This window comes from Legionella hackeliae (assembly GCF_000953655.1).
Lineage (GTDB): Bacteria > Pseudomonadota > Gammaproteobacteria > Legionellales > Legionellaceae > Tatlockia > Tatlockia hackeliae.
In genome coordinates this window covers 2,975,126-2,997,181 of the sequence record NZ_LN681225.1, presented here as the reverse complement: position 1 = coordinate 2,997,181, position 22,056 = coordinate 2,975,126, and the positions used below count along the sequence as shown (strand labels likewise).

Below are 22,056 nucleotides of genomic sequence, written 5' to 3'. Positions count from 1 at the left end.
AGTATATTCCCATCAGTGGCAAGAATAAAAATATTAAGACAACACTTTATTACAGAGGTAAAAATAAAGATTTGATTGCATGGCTTCATGATGTTGCCGAGAAAGAAAATGGCACAATTGTAAAAAAAAATAAAATAGGGACTCTCTGGGATGATTTTAATTGGAATAATGTATCTAAGGAAGGAGATATTCAGTTCCCTAATGGTAAAAAACCAATAGCATTTATCCAAAGAATGTTGACTCTGTGCACTAATCCAGATGAGGAAGAAATCATTCTTGATTTTTTTGCCGGTTCATCCTCAACCGCACATGCTGTTATGCAGCTAAATATGGAGGACGGTGGTAATAGAAAATTTATTATGGTTCAACTTCCTGAAAGATGTAATGAGAAATCAGACTTATTTAAATTAGGGTATACAAATATTGCTGAAATAAGCAGGCAACGCATACGCTCTGCTGGTAAAATAATTCAAAGCGAATATATAGATAAAAAAAAGGGCAGATTAATTGATTTAGGCTTTCGTTCATTAAAAATTAATGACTCCAATCTAAAAGAAGTTTACCACCAACCTATGAAACTAACACAAAGCGAGTTATCTGATCAAATTAATAACATTAAGATAAATAGGACACCAGAGGATTTGTTATTTCAAGTTTTAGTTGATTGGGGTATAGATTTAACTTTGCCTATTATGCAAAAGGTAATTTATAACAAGGAAGTATTTTTTATAGAAACAGGAAATACAAATACTTTGATAGTTTGTGTAGAAACTTGCATTAGTGAGGAGTTGGTAAAATCTTTAGCGGCCTATAAACCTGAAAAAATTGTATTTCGTGATGGAGGATTTAGAACTGATAGTTTTAAAATTAATGTAGAGCAAATCTTTAAACATTTATCACCTGAAACTGAAATTAGAATCTTATGAGGTGTCTAAAATAAAGGATATTGCATGAAATTAAAATTTAAAAAACAAGACTATCAAACAGAATCAGTTACTTCTATCGCTGATTGTTTTTTAGGCCAGCCTTAAATAGGAGAAGCACAATATTACATTGAGCCAAATGGACTAACACAATTAAAAAATCTCAATGAGAGTGGATTTTGTAATCATGAAATAATGCTAACTTCTAATCAATTGTTGAAAAACATACAAGCAGTTCAATCGAGACAATATTTACCAATATCACAAGGTTTAGAGCAGGATAGCCAAACTGGTTTTGTACCGAATTTGGTTATTGAAATGGAAACTGGTACGGGCAAAACTTATTGTTATATAAAAACCATTTTTGAATTAAATCGTAGATATGGATGGAGTAAATTTATTATAGTAGTTCCTAGTATAGCGATACGTGAAGGGGTAGCTAAATCTCTAGAAATAACGGCTGAGCATTTTTTGGAGGATTACCAAAAGAGAGTGAATTTTTTTATATATAATTCCAAAACATTGTCTGATTTAGAGAGTTTTTCATCTAATGCTGGGATTCGTGTAATGATCATTAATGTGCACGCTTTCAATGCAACAGGAAAAGATGCCAGGCGAATTCATGAAGAATTAGATGAATTTCAGTCCAGAAAGCCTATTGATGTGATTAAATTAACACGTCCTATTATGATTTTGGATGAGCCTCAGAAAATGGAGGGTGACAAAACGGTTGAATCTTTGAGGACCTTTAATCCTTTGATGATTTTACGTTATTCGGCAACTCATAAAAAAGAATATAATAAAATTTACCGACTTGATGCGTTAGATGCATATCAAAAAAAGTTAGTTAAAAAAATCTCGGTGTGTGGTATTTCAGTTAGAGGCATTCGAGGTAGTAATTCATATCTGTATCTTGAATCTATAGATATCTCACAAGATAAACCACCAGTTGCAAGAATTGAAATGGTAGTAAAGCATAAGACTCTGAAAAGACTCAATCGATTGATAGGCAAAAATGACAATTTATTCGAAATATCAAAGATGGATGCTTATAAGGGATTCCTTGTTGCGGATATAAATGCTAATACACGGACGCTGCATTTTTCAAATGGAGAAGTAATTAAAGTAGGCGAGGTGATTGGCGATCCAGACGAATCAGTGTTAAGACGCATTCAGATCCAAGAAACAATTAAAGCACATTTTGAAAAGGAACAAGATTTATTCCACAAAGGAATTAAGGTTTTGTCTTTGTTCTTTATTGATGAGGTAGCAAAATACCGTTGCTATGATGCACCAGATGGAGATGATCGAGGTGAATATGCCAAGATCTTTGAAGAAGAATATGATAGATATTTGAATCAAATTTTACAGACGGTGGATGGTGACTATAAGAATTATTTAGAGCGAATTGAGTCCTTTAAAACGCATAACGGTTATTTTTCTAAAGATAAAAAGAGCCAACGATTGGTTGATCCACATCTTTTTAAAAAGACTGGTGAAACTGATGACGTAGATGCTTACGATTTAATTTTAAAGGATAAAGAGCGACTATTATCACTGTCCCCTGAAACGTCTCCAGTACGGTTTATTTTTTCTCATTCTGCATTACGTGAGGGATGGGATAACCCCAATGTTTTTGTCATCTGTACTCTGAAACATAGCGACAGTTCTATTTCTCGTCGCCAAGAAGTAGGGCGTGGGATGCCGCTGGCCGTGAATCAACACGGTGAGCGCATGGATGACCCTACTACAGTACATGAAACAAATGTACTAACGGTTGTAACTAATGAAAGTTATGCCGATTTTGTTACTGCTTTACAAAAAGACATTCGAGAGTCGTTGGCTTCAAGACCAAGGGTTGCCGATACGACCTATTTTTTAGGTAAACAATTGAATACAGAAGATGGTACTATTGAGATGAATCGTCAATTAGCTGTGAAACTGGAGAATTATTTATTTGAGAACGAATATGTAAATGAGAGTAATTATCTAACACCCAATTATGTAAATGCTAAAATCGCACACACGCTTGCTCCGCTACCTGAGGAATTAAAACCATATACAGATCAAATTTGGATGCTTTTAGATACCATTCTGAGTGACGATATCAAGCCAGTAATTGAGGATGAGCGTCTATCTAAATTAAACAAACTAAATGCAAACTTCCACAAGAAAGAGTTTCAGTCTCTCTGGAAAAAAATAAATAGGAAAGCTATTTACACAGTACAATTTAATAGCAATGAATTAATTAAAAAAAGTACTATTGCTTTAAACGAAGGACTCAAAGTTGCGAAAATATCCTATGTTATAGAACGCGGGATTCAAAACAAAGATTTCAATACCGATGATCTTGCTCATGGCAAAGCATTTCAATTAAATCGAACTGAAACACCATACGATGGGGTAGTAGATAGATCAGGAGTAAAATATGATTTAATTGGTAAGTTAACCACTGAAACTAATCTAACACGTAAAACAATAGCCCATATTTTACAAGGGATTGATTCAGCTGTATTCGAGCAATATCAGCAGAACCCTGAAGATTTTATTCTAAAGGCAGCAAAGATAATTCAAGAACAAAAAGCCGCTGTTGTCGTGGAACACTTAACTTATGACGCTTTAGCAGGAACCTATGATTCAACTATTTTTACTCATAAAAAAATACGACAAGATCTAAGCAAGGCTGAACCAGTCAAACATCATATTTATGACTATGTTTTTACTGACTCAGACCAAGAACGTAAATTCGTTAAAGAATTAGATAAAAGTGCAGAGGTCATTGTTTATGCTAAGCTGCCTAGAGATTTTTACATCCCGACTCCCGTAGGAAAATATACTCCTGATTGGGCAATAGCATTTAATGAAGGTTCGGTAAAGCATGTATACTTTATTGCTGAGACAAAAGGCTCTTTGGATACCATGGAATTACGGCGTATTGAAGATTACAAAGTTAAATGTGCGCGTAAGTATTTTAAAAAGCTAACCTCTGATCAAGTGAAATACGATGTTATTAATGATTATGATCAGTTGATGCAGCTAGTTCGTTAAAACCAGTATCCGCGTTAGTTATTAAATTTTTAGATTAACAATTTTCATAATATTTTGCTCTTATAGCCCGAGCCGCTGACATTTCCAGGCCATTTATTTCTGAAAACTCAATAAGATATTCTTCTATAAGATTCAGGATAAGATCAGCCTCTTCGGCAATCCCCTTAATTTTATCGAAGAGACCTTGCAGGCTACGTGCAGAAGAAAAATCATTTTTGCTTTGATACATACATTTATGTATCAACCAATTCCTCTTCGGTAAGAAATTGGCTAAAACTTGTTGCAATGATTCGGGAAATATATTCTCTTGATCAACTATTTTAATAGCTTTTCCGAGAGTATAAGAACGGTATTCATCTAAAATCTTATTACCTTGTTCTAAAGGCAAATTATAAGGCTTCTTAACATGCTTTTTCAAAGTGATTGAATGGCTAAGTACATCTTCTAAATGTTGAATCATCCATACAGCTTCTCCTATTAGACAGTATAGAAGCATTTCATCCTGGCTAACAGGCTTCGTTTTAAATGTTGATGACATAATTGACTATGGGCTGATAGTTTAAAAGTCATGATAATGCCTTTTAATTCGGTTGATGGCTATCATTTTTGAACGATAATTCCGTTGCGTCTTTATCCAAGATAAGTTTTAGTAATGTTCAATCGAGAATGACCAAGTTCACGGCTAATAATGGATCTCGCTCGCCTATCAATTTGCTTCTCTTCATGATTGAGTTCTTTTGTAGGTTTTCCACCCGCTATAGGACAGATTAATCCAATTTTTAAAGAATCAAATTCTTTAGTCAATTCGGTATATCGGCGTTGAGCGTATGCATGACGCAGGCCATGCAATTTACAGACGCCCATTAACTTAGTTTGTTGTTGATAATGACCTAAATTTTGCTTATAAGTTCTTTCCGTAGGAATTAGGGACTCACCACGTCTTATCTGTTGCCAGACTTTTGATAGCCATTTCATTTGTTCATCATTGGTGATTTTAAGCAATCGACCGATACCGCCTTTTGTCCAACTGGGTTTGATATGCAAACAATCACCATGCCATGCTTCACTGACTACAAATTTCATGGATTCTTCCCTACGTAGACCAAAAAGCATTTGTGCTTCCAGTGAAAGGCGTATGTGCGGATCGGTACATAAGTCTAAATCGATATGGTGGATGGCTTTATTTTGAGTAGGAATATAAGTGCGCTTATCAATTTGATAGGAGTCATTACCAGTTTTAACCAGTTTAGGCTTATCCAGAAAATAAGCGAGTTTACGCAGTTTGGACATGTAATTTTTGATAGTTGCTGGACTCTTGCCTTGTTTTTTCCAATGTTCAACAAGCACATAAATATGTTTGGGCTTTAGGCCATTTAAATGGCTAACTTTAAAACCCAATTCATGCAGATCTTTCATGCAACGATTAATCATATGCTTCATATCCGCCTTACTGGCATAGGAATAACCCTGCATTTGTTTAATTAATTGGTGTACCGAGTAAAGTGCACTGCGCAGTTTATTGCTCATTGAGATAACTCCAAAGTGTGGTACGGGATTTCAGACCCATTTCATCCATGATGAGTAAGGACAAACGGTAATGGGATATTTGAGATGATAGTTGTGAACTTAATTGTTGGGCATAAAGATAACGCCAGCATTTCTTACTGGGTAACTTTGAGGACTTCATCGCTTTTTGCCAGCTAAAACAGATAGCTCTATAACCATGAGTGGTAATAAGACATCCGTTTCCTTGGGTTAATGTATTAAAATCCTGTATAAGCTTTATTTGGGCTTCGGAGCGAATAGGAATCTTCCTATCCTTGCTGTTAAAAGTGATTTCTCGTGTCAGTAGTAATTCATGCTCTTGGATATGTACTCCTGGCAAAATGCGCATGGCTTCGCTCAAGGTCAAGCCAAAATGAATTTGAAAACCTAAAAGGATTTTGGCAATGGGATCAGTGATCTTATCAAGCAAATCAGCAGAAGTTTTTCGAGTTTTCTTCTTAATTTTTTTAGTTTGCAAACCAAGGCTGAGATTATCAATCTTCTCAACATTATGACCCACATGACATAGAAATTTGCGGATGATGGTCATGTAATTCATAAGAGTCGAAGGCTTAACCTTTTTCTTATGCCAATGTTGAATCAGGTGTTGCAAATGGATGGAAGTCAAACCCGGCCAATTGGATGGCGCAAGGCCAAGAACAAAGAGATCCTCAATCATCCTAAGAATAACAAAGCGACGGTATTTTTTGCCACGAGGGCTACCGCTATTATCATGATCCAGATACTGGCTTGCTATTTGTCTTAAAGAGTGTTTGCGCATAATTTTATTCAATCAATTTATTTGCCCTGTCTTTGGTTTAGTGTTAATCGAGCGATTCACTCAAAGAGGATATCCAGCTTGCGCTGCAAGGCTCGAAATGGTGGGACAAATCAAGGTTAATGATTATTGTGGTACAACGGTTTTTTAGTGGTTTATCTCCTTATTGTTTAAATACAAAAACGCACGGCAATCCAACAGCAGCTGCCGCTGATCCATGGTTAATAAAGAAGTGATTATTAACTTATCTACCCGATGGTAGCCTATCCTAGAACTACAGATTCCCGACTAGACGTCCAGCCACAGGTTAAGGGATGAGAATGGCTTAGCATAAGACCCGAGGGTTTCGCCTGAGTTGCACAGGCTCATCAGTTATGCTTATGAAAAATTTAGCAAAGGTGAGATCTTGGGGCAATAGGTTTAAGAGGAATATTTTGTTCAATCCTGTGGTGTGGGATTGGATTTTATTTGTTAATTGTTTGATTTTAAATTTGAATTTTAAGGAAGTTTGTCTGCGTCACTGCATAAGTGATGCAGTGACGCACAATGAAACCACCTTCAAATATAAGTTAGGTCATTAAACAAATAAAACATTTGTATGTTGAGAAGTTATTCTTAAGGGTTTTATTATGTTGAAAATAGGCATTATAAGGAGGAAATAATAGGTATTTTCATATATAGTTACCTTAAATTGCAGATTAGTTAAATTCGCATTAATGTGCGATTTGATGTCATTTTGTTAATATATAACACTATTTGTATTGCTTATGTATATACAAGGAGCTACAATTAAAGTGAAGCTAAATAATTTAATTATTAGTAATAGGATTTTGCTCAAGCTAAAAAGCAAGCATAATGTTGATGTCAATGAAATTGAGGAATGTTTCTTAAACAGGACAAAAGGTTTGCTTATAGATACTAGACTTAATCATAAGACAACACCGCCAACTTATTGGTTTATCTCAAGTACGAATGTTGGACGAGAACTTAAGATAGTATACATTGAGTTACCGGATGGACGATATGAAATTAAATCAGCTTATGCTCCCAACCCTACAGAGGTGAGAATTTATGCACAATACGCATGATGAAAAATATGAGGCTGCTTGGGAAAATGGTGACTATGGAGCATCAGAGGAGTTTGTCCAAAAAGCAGCAAATGAAATTGAGAGAAATCTTGATGATAAATTAGGATTGCAAATAATTTCTATTAGACTACAAAAAGATTTAATAGAAAAATTAAAAATATTAGCGAAAGAAAGTGGTCTAGGATATCAACCTTTTATTCGATTGTTATTAACTAAATATGTTTGTGAACAATCAGAAAAATCAAATATTTTTTCAGAAATACAAAATGATAAATCGAAAGATATAAATTATATCATTGAAAAATCTAAATTCTAATTCAATTACAACAATACATTTTAGAGTATGTGGGGTCTATTTTGACCCTATATATTTATCTTTAGTTATGAGTTTATATTAATAACTTAATGTACTTAGATAATTGAATGCTTTATTAGATTGCTTTTATCTTTTTTCAGCTTTTATTATTTTTGAGTATTGCCAAGCCAATTTTTTTGACCTAACCAACTTGCAGGATAAGGCCAGTAAGCTCCTGACTGATTAGCTTCTGTTAACTGTTTTTGCAGTCTATCCATGATCAGTACAAAAAGGTTCTCATCAGGGTCAATTTGCTGAAATTGCTTCCATGCTTCAGCTTTATAGCTGGGTAGAGGATAGACTTCCCAGAATTGTTCGAATTTTTGGTATAGCTCTTTTAGGTTATTGCCGGGTTTCGGCGTGAAATCTGGTTTTGACAAATAGGCTGGTTTTCCGGTTTTCATTGATTTCAGATTCTCTGGTGGTGCTGACTGGTTCTGTTCTACTTGTGTGGGCGAGCTATTTTCAGGCTGAGATTTAGTTTCAATATCTACAGGTTCATATGGGTTAGCCAGAAGGCATTTCACAATGAGGTTTTTGGTTGTGGAACGAATTTCTATAATGCCTTGACGAGCTAGTGATTTAATTACGCGTTTCATTTGTTGGTGACTAGGGCAGCCTGTTTTTACGCCTTTGATTGGTGCGACATAAAGTGTTTCTCTAAGCGATTGGTAGCTGATTTTTCGTTTAATGCCGACCATGAATGTCTTTCTGTCCATGTAGGGACGGATGCCCATGAGATAGACCACTCTTTGCATGAGAGGGATTTCACTGAGTGCGTCCAGTTCGTAGGTGGTGACGAATAAGAAATCCATTTTTACTCCTGTTTTAACCTTCTATTTTTATTTCAATTGATATCAAACGCTATCAATCGATGACATTTAGATAACCAAGATGCATTAAACTTGATTCATTCTAGGAAATTGGTGGAGAGTGTCAATAGGGGAAATAGGTTTGATAGTAAATGATATTAAATGAACCTTTTATTTTTTTATTGAGAAGTTTTTTGCATTGGTAATTGGTTATTTTTGTTCAAAATTGTTTAAAAATTTTTTACTTCGCGCGCGTAAACACATAAAAAACAGATTTTGGAGTTATGAGGTGGGTCGGCCTGGAGAATTTTGCTTTGTCTGGTTTTTAGATTCGACAGGTTATTTCTCCTTGCTAGTACTGAATCTTCCTATGTCGGGTTTGTGCCGGGTTGATGTGTCGGGTTAAGGTCGGCCTTGTTTTGGACGGATTTAGGCTCATTGATTTTGGGAGTTAAAAAATTGTGGTGAAAGTTTAGTTTAATGGTTATCTATTGATGATGTTTATTTAAATCGGAGTGTTTGTCAAAGGTTTTTTCTACCTGTTATTGATTGAATATATATGAAGTTATTTTCAAACTGTGACAAATTGTCAGGGTTTAATTTAATCAAAATCAGACAAAGTCTTACCATTTATTTAAATTTGGTAAGACTTTGTCTGATTTTGAGATGGAAGATAAATTGTAAATAAATTTTGAGTAGATCGGGGGAACGTTTATGCGCAAAGATTTAATCGAATCGGCTTGGGCTTTTTGCGTTCGGCATTCACAAATACTCTGCTTTTTTTAAAGTTTAAATAGAAATTCTTTCGTTCAGCTTGAGTCTTGGTCTGTGTCTGTTCGATAATGTAAATTCGTAACACTTGTTCGGTATTTTCATTCATGCTGGTTATCTCATCCCCGCATTTTTCCCACTTACTGACCGCGGTATGTGATTCATGAACCACTGTTTTGCCAAATTCTCGTAGGGGCATAGAAAAATAAGAGCGAATGAATTTAACTTGATTGCCAGTTAATCTTTCTTCCTGAATTGCTAATTTTTTTATTAACTCATCAGCAATGTATTGGACATCAATTTTTGGAAGCCATTCTTCATTGAACTTAATCATTTCTACGTTTTCTAATTCGATAAGAAAGCCTAAGCCTTTATATAAAAACAGTGGTTCGATTTTTGTTTTCATCCTTTAGCCTAAGTGAAAGTTCATTATCCTAATAAGTACGGTATAGGTAGTTAGTAACGATTAATCTTATGCTGAATAAAATTTTTTGTAAACTAAGTTTACTTTGGCTGTTATTAAAATAAGATTGACCTCTTATTAGAGGCTATTAGAGAAGGAAAGTGGTTTTTATTAAATATATTTAAAAATCATATTGTTATATTTAAAAAATCATGGAGCATGTCTTTCTTGTTCTCTTTGGATAATGAAAGGATCTGTCCCTGTCTTTGTAAAGGAAGCCAGTATTTGGATTTAAACGTTATCATATTAGTGTAAAAATTTTATGTGATAGCATGTGCACTCATTTATGGCAAGTAATTGTAGCTAAGGTAGGCGATAAGAAATGAAGAAGATAATAAATTTAAAGACAATGAGTTATGTTGTTTTCACATTTTGCTTTTTAATTTTTTTGTATCAGGTAATAAGTGCTAATTATAAATTTTCCCTAGTCTGGTTTGTCGGAATTCTCACCCTAACGCTATTTCTAATAAGTTCTAACAATGAAAATGAACAAGGAGAGTCACTCATTCGGTTTTTTAAAGCCTTTGGAGTAGTTGCCACTTTTTATCTAGGGGGGCAAGAGTTAGAGCAAATTAGAACTAACGGAAATCAAAGTCTTCAAGCCAACATATTAAATTTGAAGATAACCGAGAGTAAGCTTGAGAATGAAACGTTTGCAGCGATGTTAAATACATTAGCATCACCTCAGCTAGAAGTTAGAGTTGGGGGAATCTATGCTTTAGAAAATTTGGCTCGAACCAATAAAGATTTTTATTGGCCAGTCCTTCATACGTTAATATCATATGTAAAAAACCATCGCTCTATTGATTCTAATGACAAAAGATTGCCATATAATGAAAAGATTCAAACTGATATTCAAGCAATCTTAAATTTTGTAGTCGAAGGAGAATATGACATGCCTCATACCACTTCTGATAGTCTTGATTTATCGCATATTCATTTGGTAAATGTGGACTTATCTAGAGGTAAGTTAGCTTATGTTAATTTTGAGGGCAGTATATTAGAAAATATAGATTTTAATGGAGCTGATCTGACCGAGGCGAATTTTAGAAATTCTAATCTTAGCAATGTGCATTTTTCCAATGCCGATTTAACTCAGTCAAATTTTACTAATGCCAAATTAACTCGAGTAGATTTTCTTGCTGCCAATTTGGAGTCTAGTAAATTTGGGAAGGCTAATTTTATTGATGGAAAGAAAAATTACACTTGGCTTTTTTCTGATGTCAAATTAGCGGGTGCAAATTTTTGTCTTGGGTTTGATACAGAAAAAAGAGATTCGATATTTGAATGTGCCTCAGGACTAAAGTGTAATGATTTTAAACTTTCTAAATTATTTAATACTACTAAGCTTCCGGAGGAGTTAACTTCTTGTAATTTTGTAATAAATCAAGATCCGAATGAGTTAAAAATCCGTGAAGCAATAAAGAGTGGGAATTTAGCTGCTATCCCAAGCTCGATTGGAGGCAGAGTTATTTATAAACGTATTCCTTCTGTATAAAACTTAAAAATGCAATTTATAGAGCTATATTGTATTCATTCATTTCTTGATTTTTATTTATGAAAGGGTAGGGGAAATGTGCTTCTACCTTATGGTTCTGTCTTGCTCTCATAGATGTCTTTATGGCGTTATATCGAACAGTTTCCAAAATGGAAATAGTTGCCTGGATCAGTTGTTTCTATTTTGGAAATAACTGATGTCCATGGCTTCATTCTTTGCTTGGTAAATCCTTTTTATTCGCTAAGAAATTATCTTTGCTTACGACCTTTTTGCCAGTTTTCTCTTCCAGTTCTAAACGTGCCTTTTTAGCTATGCCACCACCTTGTTTACTGGCTTTCTGATTTTCAGTCATTCCAGTGGCATTTGTAGCCTCGGCAATTTGTCTTGTTGATAGCTCTGCAAGTGCTGTGAAGATTAGCTCAGCTTCACTCATATGGTCTCGTAGGTTCTGGGATTTTAATCCTTTTGCCTGTTTGTGTTCTTTTACACTCAAGCCTGTCCATTCTTGATGAATGATATTAGTAAGGATTGCAAATTCACTGGGTTCGTCAATGCCGTGTTCTTTCCAATAATCCGTGAGCTTATTCCGGGTTTCCTGACCCGTCATGCGCTGTTGTATCCATTTTTCACTGTAGCCATGTTGTTTCCATGTTTCTCTGGCTCTATCAAGTGCTTGAGAGGGGTCGGACATTTCTTGCATGCGTTCGTAGCCGACCTTTGCTAACCATAGTTTAATGGGTTCAGCTTTTGGGCTTGGGATTGATTGAATGAGCCGTAGCAATGTTTCGGCATTTGCAACGTCAGTGAGATATTTTTTGCCATCAGCTGCCGCTAATTTCAGTCGGTTACATTTTGTAACCGACTGACTACCTTCTTTTTGTAAGCGATTTTTTAACACCTTCCAATAGTTTCTTGCGGCTTGGTAATCGGGTTGTTGTATCAGGGCTTGGACTACATCTACAACTGAAAAAAACCATGTTTCAGTTTCTTCATCATATAAACGTCTAATGTGGTATTGCTCAAAATTGGCTGGGTTACTTTCCATAAAAATTCCTTATTGTTCTGATACTCTTTTGGGTTGGATTATTACTACATTTTCTTGCTGCATATTTTCAATAAGCTCTGACCAGGCATTTAAAGCCTCCTTTCGCTGAGGCAGCATTTCATTTTTATTGTAAGTAGCCATGATCTTAGGCATCTTGTGTCCTAAACATTTCTCAATCACTACCGGATCAACATGCAATGCCTCACCAAGCTGAGTTGCAAAGGTGCGTCTTAAATCATGTGCTGTCCAGTGGGGGATGCCTACTCGTGATTGTATTCTGATTACTGCTCTTGGCATAGCTCGGTCGGATAAAATACTTTGATCATCTGCGCCTGTAATGACGTATTCTGAATCGCTTTGTGCTTTGAGTTCTCTCAATACCTTTTTAGTCATTTCTGTGAGGTGAATTCTCATGACTATGTTGGTTTTGGTATTTTCGGCTGGGATAGTCCATAAGGAGTTTTCAAAATCGAATTCTGACCATTTGGCTACTCGGATTTCTCCTGTTCTTACGCCTGTAAGTAGGATGATTTTTAGGGCTGCTCGGATCTGAAACGAGGTGCCATGTTCTTCACTGTCGAGAAATTGCCATAGAGTTTTTACTTCATCAAGGGTTAAATAGCGTTCTCTGGGTTTTTCTACGCCGCCTATGTCTCTGGCTCGTATGGTCATGGCAGGATTTAGCAGCATTTCGCCTCGGCTTACTGCATAGTTGAATGCTTGCTTTAATGTACTTAGTACTTTGTTCGCATGAACGGGTGAGCCACGTCCTACAATTTTATCGAGAGCTTGGGTGATTTCTCTTGTTTTTAAGTGTTCCAATTTCTTATTACCCAAGAGGGGAATGATATCTACTTTGATGTGTTGCCAAATTTGCAGCGGTTGGGCGCGGTGTTTTTCAATGTAGTTGGTGTACCAGTGGAGTATCAGATTTTTTACGGTACTTTGGTCTTTCTGTTTTTGTTCTGCGATCTGCTCTTTGGGATTTACTTCGCCATGACGAATATCGCTTAAATCGATAAAACGTTTCTTGGCTTCCGATAAACTCATAGCAGGGTAGTGGCCTATAGTAATGAAATGCCTTTGGCCGTTGATTTTATAACGGTATAGAAATGTTTTTAGTCCTTTGGGGGTGACTCGAATACCAAAACCCCCATCTCTGAATTCTTCATAGCGAGAAGATCTTGGTTTTAGCGATCGAATATAGGCGTCTGTAAATTGTCTTTCCATCATTGCACCACTTAAAAATTAGGTGTACTTCTAGGTGTGCTTTCGTGAGATCTCACATGAAATCGTTTGATATTTTTTGAAGTATAGCACATGGTGAAAATATATAAAATACAATGAGTTAGTGTTACTATTTGATATCAAATGATACCGTTTGAAAACGGTCTTTTTAAGAATGGGGTGCTAGTGGTCGAAGGTTCAAATCCTTCCGTCCCGACCAGTCAAATCAAAGTTTCTAATCCCTCATAAAAGTTTGGTGCTACTCGGTTACCGATACAAATGATACTATCAGTCAGTGAAAACTAATGACTATTAATAACAAAAGTACAAATGTTATCTGATCCTATTATATGTGGAAAATACATACATTATAAAAATGAAAAATTATATGAAGTCATTGGCCAAGCGCGTCATAGTGAAACAGATGAAGAGATGATAGTGTATAGGGCTCTATATCGTTGTGATCAATTTGGGGATAACCAGCTTTGGGTTCGCCCTATGAAAATGTTTTTTGAAAATGTCATTCATCATGGAAAAACAGTTCCTCGATTTAAACGAATAGAATAGCGAGTAGCCTAGTCGACACATCAGTGGCAGCCTGGTTTATCTACTGCTTCAACAAACATAGCTGCATGTCTAATGTTAACTTTTTGGTCAAAGCCACACAGTCTCTCTTAGTTTGAGTCATTAATCACCGGGAAATTTAGAAGAGAAGCAACACGTTTTATAAATGTTATGACTCAACTTTGAATTTCTAATTTGCTAAAATGTTTTTGGTGATCGAGCAAAGCCGGTTGGGTCGTTTGATCCAACAAACTCTTACTTACGAGCAAATAAAAAATGATCCCAGCTACAGTAAACGTTGTTGCGTATGATCCAAATTGGCCTAATGTATTTAACAAAGAAGCGATTCGTCTTCAAAATATTTTAGGTAATTTTCTTCAGGAAATTTATCATATTGGTAGCACAAGTATTCCAGGTATGTCGGCCAAGCCTGTTATAGACATTATGTTGTCGGTTGATAATGTCGATGATATTGATTTAATCGAAGAAAAATTAATTCAATTGAATTACGCACCAATCAGGCGTCAAATTATTCCTCATGTCAGCTTTTTTACAAAGCGACAGGAATCAACGGTAAGTTTTCACCTGCATTTACATGAAAGAGGAAGTCCTCAAATTAAACGTCATGTAAATTTTAGAGATTATGTGATTCAACATCCTAATGTCGCCTATGAGTATGCTGAGCTTAAGAAGCAGCTAGCGAAGGAATTTCCACATGATATTTCTTCCTATGTTTCAGGTAAAGACAGTTTAGTTCAAGCGATTGACAATAAAGCCAAGCAGTGGGATGGACGGAAAAGGAATTTTTTGCTGCCCAATACCGGTTGCGCCTCAAAAGACTGGTCAGATGAAAAACTGGCAAAGGCAATAGAGGCTAATTTAAATGTGCATATGACGCATTTTGCGCAATATTTAACTCAGGTGGAATTAATAAGAGTACCTGGTTTTACAATAGTTAACTCTGGTCTATCAGATGATACTTTTAATTATGTCATTGATGCTGATTTTTCATCAGAGAATGCTGATAGAAAAATCATTGAGGTTACTGATTATTTCATGAAAAAGAATACTCCTTTCTCATGGTGGATTTGTCCGCAGGATAAACCAGAAAATTTGTCAGTTCACTTGGAAGAGCATGGGTACAAAAATACCGAAAATAATTGTGCTATGTTTTTTGATTTAGATACCTGGGATGGTCAAATTGTATCTATCCCTTCGTTAGAAATTGTTCGTGCGACAGATGAGAAAACCCTACATGATTTTGCACTTGTTCTTGCTAATGATGAAAAGGCATTTAAAACCTATTTTTCATGGATTGCATCGATTTTAACGGATGATGACCCCATTGAATATTATGTCGGCTATATCAATGGAAAGCCTGTAGTACGCGGCTTGTCTTGCTATTTTGCGCAAGCAGCGGGCCTTCATTGGTTATCAACAACTCCCGAGGAGAGAAAGAAAGGCTATGGCACTGCAATGCAACAATATCGATTAAAACGAGCCAAAGAACTTGGCTACCATATCGCGGTGTTACAAGCATCAGAGGGGGGCTATTCTTTATACAAGCAATTAGGGTATAAAGAATGCGGTAGTTTTCGTGAGTACAAAAAAACAAAATAGCAAGTAGGGTCGGGTCATTGAACCAACACACTATATTTCTTATTACTATTTAATTTCCAAGGTGCTTGAACTGGGGTGTCAATTTATACTAAAGGAAAAAGGGTATTTCTATATAACTTTGAAAAAAGGTACGGGAAGTTCTAGAACAAGGTTTACGCTATGAAGGTACTATTAAAAAAATCATAGTTATCAAACCTTGGACTTCATCCCACTGTAGTAATTTTGCACTAAAAGTTTTTCAATACACCTTGGTAAAAGGGCGCGCTACTAACCGAGATATCACCCGAAAATGGGTAGTCGAAACTTAGCGCTAAAGTTAAATTAAACCCAATCACGAGGGCCAAACAAATATTAGCCAGGATACGTATTGCTCCACCTTCATGCGCTTTTAAAAGACTCGATAAAAAGACGATAACGATGGCGCCTAAAATTAATGCAGTTCGCAGCTCATTATTGAGTATGCTATGAACAGTAATTAAACGATCGCGACGCTCTTTTAAAAAGGAATCCATGTGGTTTAATATTTGTCGATAATATAATCCTTGCTTTGCTGTTTGAGGCGTATAATTTTGAAACGTTTTTAACATCGCATATACAGCCTTCCATGTTTTATCGCTCTCCTTTCCCAGACGCATTTGCTGCCATTCATCAGTTTGTATTGCGTGTAAATATTCTTTAAGACTGTTCTCCATTGGCGCTCTATCCTTAGGAGGAATAACAGCAAGATAGCGCACGACTACACTTATGTCATCAGCTTCTTGATAGACATTTTTTTGTACGTACAGATAATGATTCCACAGGGTAATAATTACAAAACCCAAGAAAACGCCATATCCACTTCCCATGATATTGAGAATACTATCTGTACTACGAGAATATTCATTATCGACAGATTCTTTAGGTATTAAATAGTATGCAATATAGGTGGCTAAGGCTGAAAATGAAAGCAATAAAACGAGGATAATTAGAAAAAGTTGCCATACGCTTAATACATTAATTATATCACGAAACATAAACTGCCTCCAAGGTATTCTCGGGTTGTTATCATGCAACATGATTTATAACTAAATAATAATACTATAGTTAATTATCTGCCGTGACGAGTATTCTTGATACAAAGGGTAATTACTACCGCTTTTTATTGGCCTGCCCGATAGCTTCAAGATAAAACAAGGGTTTGGGGTATCCTGCATATTCAATTGTCGTAGCCATTCCCCCCATGAAATGATAAAGATTATGACAATGGTTTAGCCAAATACCGGGATTATTGGCATCAAATTGAATTTTAACCGTGCTGTTAGGTTGTACTAATACCGTGTCACGCAGAGCGCCATTTGAAAGTTTTGTCCCATCCACCTCAGTGACTTGAAAGACATGCCCATGAAGATGCATAGGGTGGGACATGGTATTTTTATTGGTGAAGATCATTTCTACTCGTTGCCCTTTTGTAATTCCAAGAGGAATGATATCAGGCCAAGCTTCACCGTTCAGAGTCCAGCGATAACCCTCCATTGTTCCCTCTAATGTATAGTTTAAACTGACATCTGGTTTTTTCTTGGCTAAAGGATTCAATGTGTGGAGTTGTTTTTCCAATTCATAGTAGGAAACACGGCCCAAGGGTTGTGAGGCTTCGGGATTAAATTTGGGAATCGGTAAATTGGCTGTAGCAATAACAAGCCCTGTTTGTTGAACAGTACCTTCGACTTGAGCCAGTATGGGAAAAACACCCCCGCCTTTTGGGATATTAACTAGAATATCAAGTCGGTTGCCAATACCAATAGGGAATTGGCTGCCAGAAATGGGTTTTATCTGTTCCCCATCCACAGCGATTAAACTGCCTTTTAATTTCCCTAAGTTAATTTCAAAATTGGTAGACGCTGACGCATTAATAATGCGAAGTCTTACGGTTTGGCCGGCGGTGACAGGTTTAATTTTTGGATTATCAAGTGTTGCTTTATTCGTAAGAAATGCATCGTATTTAATGTCATCATAATCCGTATCCATTTTCATGCTATCGGATTTGCCCATTTGCATGGGTGCCATAGGTTTATTACGTAACTCTTGAAACAACTTATACGGCTCTTGATAGGTAAAATCCTGCAGAAACATAATAATTTCTTCGCTGTTATCCTTTTTTTTATCGGGTTCATGAATGATAAAAGGTGCTGATAATTGCTGCTGTTCTTGAAAACCCTCGTGTGAATGCATCCAATAAGTCCCTGATTGCACGAGTTTGTATTGATAGGGACGACTTTCTCCTGGCTTAATTGGTGTTTGAGTAACCTCGGGAACACCATCCTGATCATTGGGAACTATAAGACCATGCCAATGAATAGTAATAGGCTCTTTGGTTTTATTCACAACCATGACGTTAAAAAGTTCGCCCTTGGTTCCAAAATAGCCCTCTTGAGTTATTGAACCATCAGGGTATTTGAATAAAAGTTCAAAAGCTTTGGCAGCTTTGCTTTGCCCATTAAGTTGAAATGCTTTGTCCGAGACTTCAATAATAGTTTTGTCTGCTTCAGCTGATGAGGCTTTTTCGGCGATAGCAAAATGTGGAGTTATGGCCAGGGTGAGAATAGAAATAAAAGCCATCAGCAAATAGTGTCTAGTCAATTTCTCCCATGATTCCATATAAGAGAGCCTTAATTTGGGGCTTAATTATTCTAAAAATAGTATAATATGGCACAAAATGACAAATTTATAATCAATTAATAGAAGCACGATTAAAGCGATAGATTTTATTTTTTAGGGGATTTCTCTGAGTGACGTATCCTCATCATCAGCTGTGTTTGCTCCTTTCTCCTCGGTAACAATTGACGCTCGCTGGCTATTTGAACTTGTAGAGGAAAAAAAGCTATAAGGGCTGTACCCTTTAGATAACGTGTTTTGTGCATTTTGAATAAGATTATTCAGTTCTTTCTTTGTACTTGAGTTACCGTATAAACCAAAAATGAATCGTATGAACCAGAAAGTGCTTCGTAACTGGCTAATAAAGAGGAATTCTGGTTTACGGGCCATGTAGGAGGAGCCGTTGAGATCAATTTTAAAGAGAGCTAGTTCTTCGGGTTTAAGTTTATGAATATGGTTTTCTACTACCTGCAGCGTAATATTTTTCTTGGTTTTCAAGGTGAGCGAGTTATCGCTACCTATCGTCGTGATAAGGTCAGATAAATCAGAATAATTATTTACCTGCCATTGTAGATATTGAGAGTTGAATTGATAGGTATGAATATTTATATTCTTTTCCTTCAATAATTCTTCGACTTTAGGGGTCATCTTAGCCCCATTTTGCAGTAAATGCTTTATAACGCAAAAAGGGTCTTTGCTGGGATTCACCTGCTCTGAAAAAGGATCATAGTCAGTTGCATACGCAGCGGCGATATCAATAGGCAATTCTTTCGAGCCATTTTCTCTGCCCACATATCTTAAGTGGCTTTTTTCAAAACGATAATCGCCTAACCGAATTGCGGCATGAAGCGGGGTATCTGTAGAAAAGGGTTGTTGTTGAGCTATATGTTTATAGTGATCGGTTTGTACCTCTAAATCCCTAAGAATTTTATTCTTTACCTCTTCTGCTATCCCAGTGATTTCATTAAGGTGATTCCCTAATTCTTGCATGCAATCGAAAAGGTCTTTTTCACCATCCTCACTCGTTAAATATTGATTAAAATGAGAGGTTGAGAACAAAACAGCTCGTAATTTGGAAACACGTTCCTGCATAGCCTGACTAATCAGATTAATCTCAGAGAGGTCTTGATAATTGGATGATTCTAAATGCATCAAAATCGCATGCCGAACTAACTCATCAGGTATCAGTATACTTTTTAGGAGATGCTTCCATTTATAACGATTAAATTCATCATCGGCTTGCAGCCGTTTAAATGCGTCCCGATCGGCAGAGTTTGAGTAAATTTTGTCATCCCCGATCTTAACAACGAAGCGTCTGCGGGTTGGCCAATAGTAATTTGAGCTGTCTCTAAGATCTGGAAAGTGAAGTAAATCATGCCTGGTAATATTAAAATGATCTTGACGATTGCTTAAATTCTGAAATCTTGAGTCGTAAAAAGAAGTTATACTATCTGTGAGCAATAAGTCATGATCTATCTTAAAGAAGGTAACATGAGGTTTGCCGTCTTTTTCAGTAACATAATACCCTATATTACCTTTATGTAAATCATCTTCTTCCAGAAAATAAGAGCATGTTAGAACACTTGCCAGTGATTCCATGTCAATGGAAAGCCGCTCTTCATCTCTTTCTTTCATTAAATGAGCGAAAAAACCGCCTGGCATCTGGTTTAGAAATCCGAATGAAATGTCGGTTGAGAGTTGAGTAGGACTCGTTAGATCCGTTGCATAGGATGCATCTCTAATCTTATAGAATTTTGTACTTCCAATCTTTTCTCGTTTCGCTATCGACATGGCCATGTTATCTACAGCAGTGCCCACGATTTGGCGAGAGCCATTGATGACAATGTGCTGAGGAGGTGTTAGATGAGGCGCCATAAGAAGACGAGCGAGTTCACTAAAAACAGTTTCTCGAACGGAAGCGATAGGTTTACCGCCCTTGTTTTCCTTATAAACAATAGGTACTTTTTTTTGATTTTGCTCATACTCAACAAATTGTACGGTATGGGCAGATTTTCTAGTAACCTGGCTGCCGTCTAATAAGCCTACAATCTGTTCGTAATTATAGAACTGAACCATTATTTATAAAATTAAACATATGTATGCTTTATATTTAAGCATTTTATTCTTAATTTATTCTTAAGAAAGTGCATTAAATGCGAAAAAAATTTACTTTTTAACCATATTAAGCATCTTTGATGCGAAATTGTGGCAGGAAAGCATTAGGAGTTATGCGAAAATCGTCTCTAAGCTAAAGATTGAACAACGTAATTGCTGTAAACGTTAAATAATGATAAGAAACCTGATTTTATATCTCGAGCCAGCATTTTTTTGGATGCCTCGGTCAAACCAAGGCACCTGGGGTGGTTAACTGTCAATAAAAATAACTCGTATATTCTGACTTATTAATTCGATTAGGTTTACATTATCGAAATCAATATATTTTCTCAGATACTTTCTACGTGCCTTGGCTTGTGCGAGGCATCCAGTTGGAGCACTGACCTTGGTATATATAATTTGGGATGATATCGACCCTTAATCATTTAAAGATGCTATATCAATTACAAAGCGGTAACGCACATCACTTTTTAATACGCGTTCGTAAGCGTCATTAACTTTTTGTATTGGGATTAATTCAATGTCTGAGGTGATATTGTGCTTACCGCAGAAATTTAGCATCTCTTGAGTTTCAGGAATACCACCAATTAACGAACCTGCCAGACTTCGGCGAGCAAAAATTAGAGGTACGGCATTAACTGGGACATTGTCATCTGGTACACCAACTACAACCATAGTTCCGTCATGTTTGAGTAAAGCTAAATATTGATTCCAATCAATACCTGCGGATACAGTACAAACGATCAGATCAAAAGTATTTGCTAATTTTTTAAATGTGGCGGAATCAGATGTTGCATAAAAATGATCAGCGCCAAGTCGCTTACTATCCTCTTGTTTCTTGGTAGAATGGCTAAGAACGGTGACGTCTGCTCCCATTGCATGGGCAATTTTTACACCCATATGACCTAAACCACCTAAACCAACAATCGCCACTTTTTTACCCGGACCTGCGTTCCAGTGGTGAAGTGGAGAGTACAGAGTAATTCCGGCACATAAAAGTGGAGCAGAGGCATCAAGGGGTAAATTGTCAGGGATATGCAGCACAAAATCTTTATTAACAACAATTTGTGTAGAATAACCACCTTGGGTTAGACGAGTGCCATCACGTTCCATGCCATTATATGTAGCAGTGAATCCTTCTACACAAAACTGTTCCAGTCCCTCCTGACAACTATCACACTGACGACAAGAATCCACCATGCAGCCGACACCCACATGATCACCGGCTTTAAAATTGCTAACGTTATTGCCAACACGATTTACAACACCAGTAATTTCATGGCCAGGTACCATTGGAAAAAGAGCACCACCCCATTCATCACGAGCCTGATGAATATCAGAATGGCAAATACCGCAGTAGTGAATATCAATTAATATATCATCGTCGCCAACATTTCGTCGGTCAAACGAATAGGGTTGTAAGGGAGCCTTGGCTGCCGATGCCGCGTAGCCTTTTACCGGAATCATGCGATTGTCCTTATCTTGGGATTTTTGAATTAACAATATTAGGCTTTACGCTTACGTTTTGCAAAGATAAGGCAACAGAAATGGTTATTATTGCTGATAAGTAGTA

18 protein-coding genes are annotated in these 22,056 nt (G+C 36.4%); 7 read left to right on the top strand and 11 right to left on the bottom strand.

Going from position 1 to position 22,056, the window contains the following annotated elements:
* Positions 1–71 precede the first annotated feature (71 nt).
* Together LHA_RS16230 and LHA_RS13300 are read left to right on the top strand one after the other, a co-directional pair.
* Entirely contained in the window at positions 72–926 is an 855-nt protein-coding gene (locus tag LHA_RS16230) for a DNA methyltransferase (protein WP_052673729.1), read from the top strand.
* A 213-nt stretch (positions 927–1,139) separates the two neighbouring features.
* Positions 1,140–3,971 carry a type III restriction-modification system endonuclease gene (locus tag LHA_RS13300; protein WP_231861931.1) on the top strand — a complete coding sequence of 944 codons (2,832 nt, stop codon included), beginning with the start codon at positions 1,140–1,142 and terminating at the stop codon, positions 3,969–3,971.
* Between the two features lie 34 nt (positions 3,972–4,005).
* Here LHA_RS13300 and LHA_RS13295 read toward each other — a convergent pair whose 3' ends face one another.
* From LHA_RS13295 to LHA_RS13285, 3 genes are all read right to left on the bottom strand, one after another.
* Entirely contained in the window at positions 4,006–4,509 is a 504-nt protein-coding gene (locus LHA_RS13295; RefSeq protein WP_231861930.1) for a hypothetical protein, read from the bottom strand.
* A gap of 92 nt (positions 4,510–4,601) precedes the next feature.
* Positions 4,602–5,498, bottom strand: a complete 897-nt coding sequence (locus tag LHA_RS13290) for a phage integrase N-terminal domain-containing protein (protein WP_045106969.1) — start codon at positions 5,496–5,498, stop codon at positions 4,602–4,604.
* Complete coding sequence (locus LHA_RS13285) at positions 5,488–6,297, bottom strand: phage integrase N-terminal domain-containing protein (protein ID WP_045106968.1); 810 nt, start codon at positions 6,295–6,297, stop codon at positions 5,488–5,490. Before LHA_RS13285 ends, LHA_RS13290 begins: the two co-directional genes overlap by 11 nt.
* Positions 6,298–7,088: 791 nt before the next feature.
* Between LHA_RS13285 and LHA_RS13280 the strand changes: the two genes are divergently transcribed.
* Both LHA_RS13280 and LHA_RS13275 read left to right on the top strand, forming a co-directional pair.
* Positions 7,089–7,382, top strand: a complete 294-nt coding sequence (locus tag LHA_RS13280; protein WP_197541144.1) for a hypothetical protein — start codon at positions 7,089–7,091, stop codon at positions 7,380–7,382.
* Positions 7,366–7,698: a CopG family antitoxin gene (locus LHA_RS13275; protein WP_045106966.1), complete on the top strand. Its 333-nt coding sequence runs from the start codon at positions 7,366–7,368 to the stop codon at positions 7,696–7,698. Before LHA_RS13280 ends, LHA_RS13275 begins: the two co-directional genes overlap by 17 nt.
* 146 nt (positions 7,699–7,844) lie before the next feature.
* Here the strand turns inward: LHA_RS13275 and LHA_RS13270 are convergent, their stop codons facing one another.
* Both LHA_RS13270 and LHA_RS13265 read right to left on the bottom strand, forming a co-directional pair.
* A complete protein-coding gene (locus tag LHA_RS13270) occupies positions 7,845–8,552 on the bottom strand; it encodes a hypothetical protein (RefSeq protein WP_045106965.1) in 708 nt (235 codons plus the stop codon).
* A 709-nt stretch (positions 8,553–9,261) separates the two neighbouring features.
* Positions 9,262–9,726, bottom strand: coding sequence for a hypothetical protein (locus LHA_RS13265; protein ID WP_045106964.1), 465 nt, complete (start codon positions 9,724–9,726; stop codon positions 9,262–9,264).
* A 379-nt stretch (positions 9,727–10,105) separates the two neighbouring features.
* Here LHA_RS13265 and LHA_RS16225 point away from each other — a divergent pair, with 379 nt between their 5' ends.
* The gene (locus LHA_RS16225) at positions 10,106–11,281 is read left to right on the top strand and encodes a pentapeptide repeat-containing protein (protein ID WP_052673728.1); all 1,176 of its coding nucleotides are present in this window, start codon (positions 10,106–10,108) and stop codon (positions 11,279–11,281) included.
* 208 nt (positions 11,282–11,489) lie between these two features.
* Here the strand turns inward: LHA_RS16225 and LHA_RS13255 are convergent, their stop codons facing one another.
* On the bottom strand, positions 11,490–12,326 hold the full coding sequence (locus tag LHA_RS13255) for a BRO family protein (RefSeq protein WP_045106963.1): 837 nt from the start codon (positions 12,324–12,326) through the stop codon (positions 11,490–11,492).
* Between the two features lie 9 nt (positions 12,327–12,335).
* Complete coding sequence (locus LHA_RS13250; RefSeq protein ID WP_082060358.1) at positions 12,336–13,559, bottom strand: tyrosine-type recombinase/integrase; 1,224 nt, start codon at positions 13,557–13,559, stop codon at positions 12,336–12,338.
* Positions 13,560–13,883: 324 nt separating this feature from the next.
* On the opposite strand from LHA_RS13250, the gene LHA_RS13245 reads away from it, so the two are divergent.
* Entirely contained in the window at positions 13,884–14,120 is a 237-nt protein-coding gene (locus tag LHA_RS13245) for a DUF1653 domain-containing protein (protein ID WP_045106961.1), read from the top strand.
* Between the two features lie 273 nt (positions 14,121–14,393).
* Complete coding sequence (locus LHA_RS16220) at positions 14,394–15,737, top strand: bifunctional GrpB family protein/GNAT family N-acetyltransferase (RefSeq protein ID WP_052673727.1); 1,344 nt, start codon at positions 14,394–14,396, stop codon at positions 15,735–15,737.
* Between the two features lie 227 nt (positions 15,738–15,964).
* On the opposite strand, the gene LHA_RS13235 is transcribed toward LHA_RS16220, so the two are convergent.
* From LHA_RS13235 to LHA_RS13220, 4 genes are all read right to left on the bottom strand, one after another.
* Entirely contained in the window at positions 15,965–16,750 is a 786-nt protein-coding gene (locus tag LHA_RS13235; protein ID WP_045106960.1) for a bestrophin-like domain, read from the bottom strand.
* 115 nt (positions 16,751–16,865) lie between these two features.
* The gene (locus LHA_RS13230) at positions 16,866–18,353 is read right to left on the bottom strand and encodes a multicopper oxidase family protein (RefSeq protein WP_158644250.1); all 1,488 of its coding nucleotides are present in this window, start codon (positions 18,351–18,353) and stop codon (positions 16,866–16,868) included.
* 132 nt (positions 18,354–18,485) lie between these two features.
* Entirely contained in the window at positions 18,486–20,444 is a 1,959-nt protein-coding gene (gene ankK / locus LHA_RS13225) for a Dot/Icm T4SS effector AnkK/LegA5 (RefSeq protein WP_045106959.1), read from the bottom strand.
* Between the two features lie 456 nt (positions 20,445–20,900).
* Entirely contained in the window at positions 20,901–21,950 is a 1,050-nt protein-coding gene (locus LHA_RS13220; protein ID WP_045106958.1) for an NAD(P)-dependent alcohol dehydrogenase, read from the bottom strand.
* Positions 21,951–22,056 lie beyond the last annotated feature (106 nt).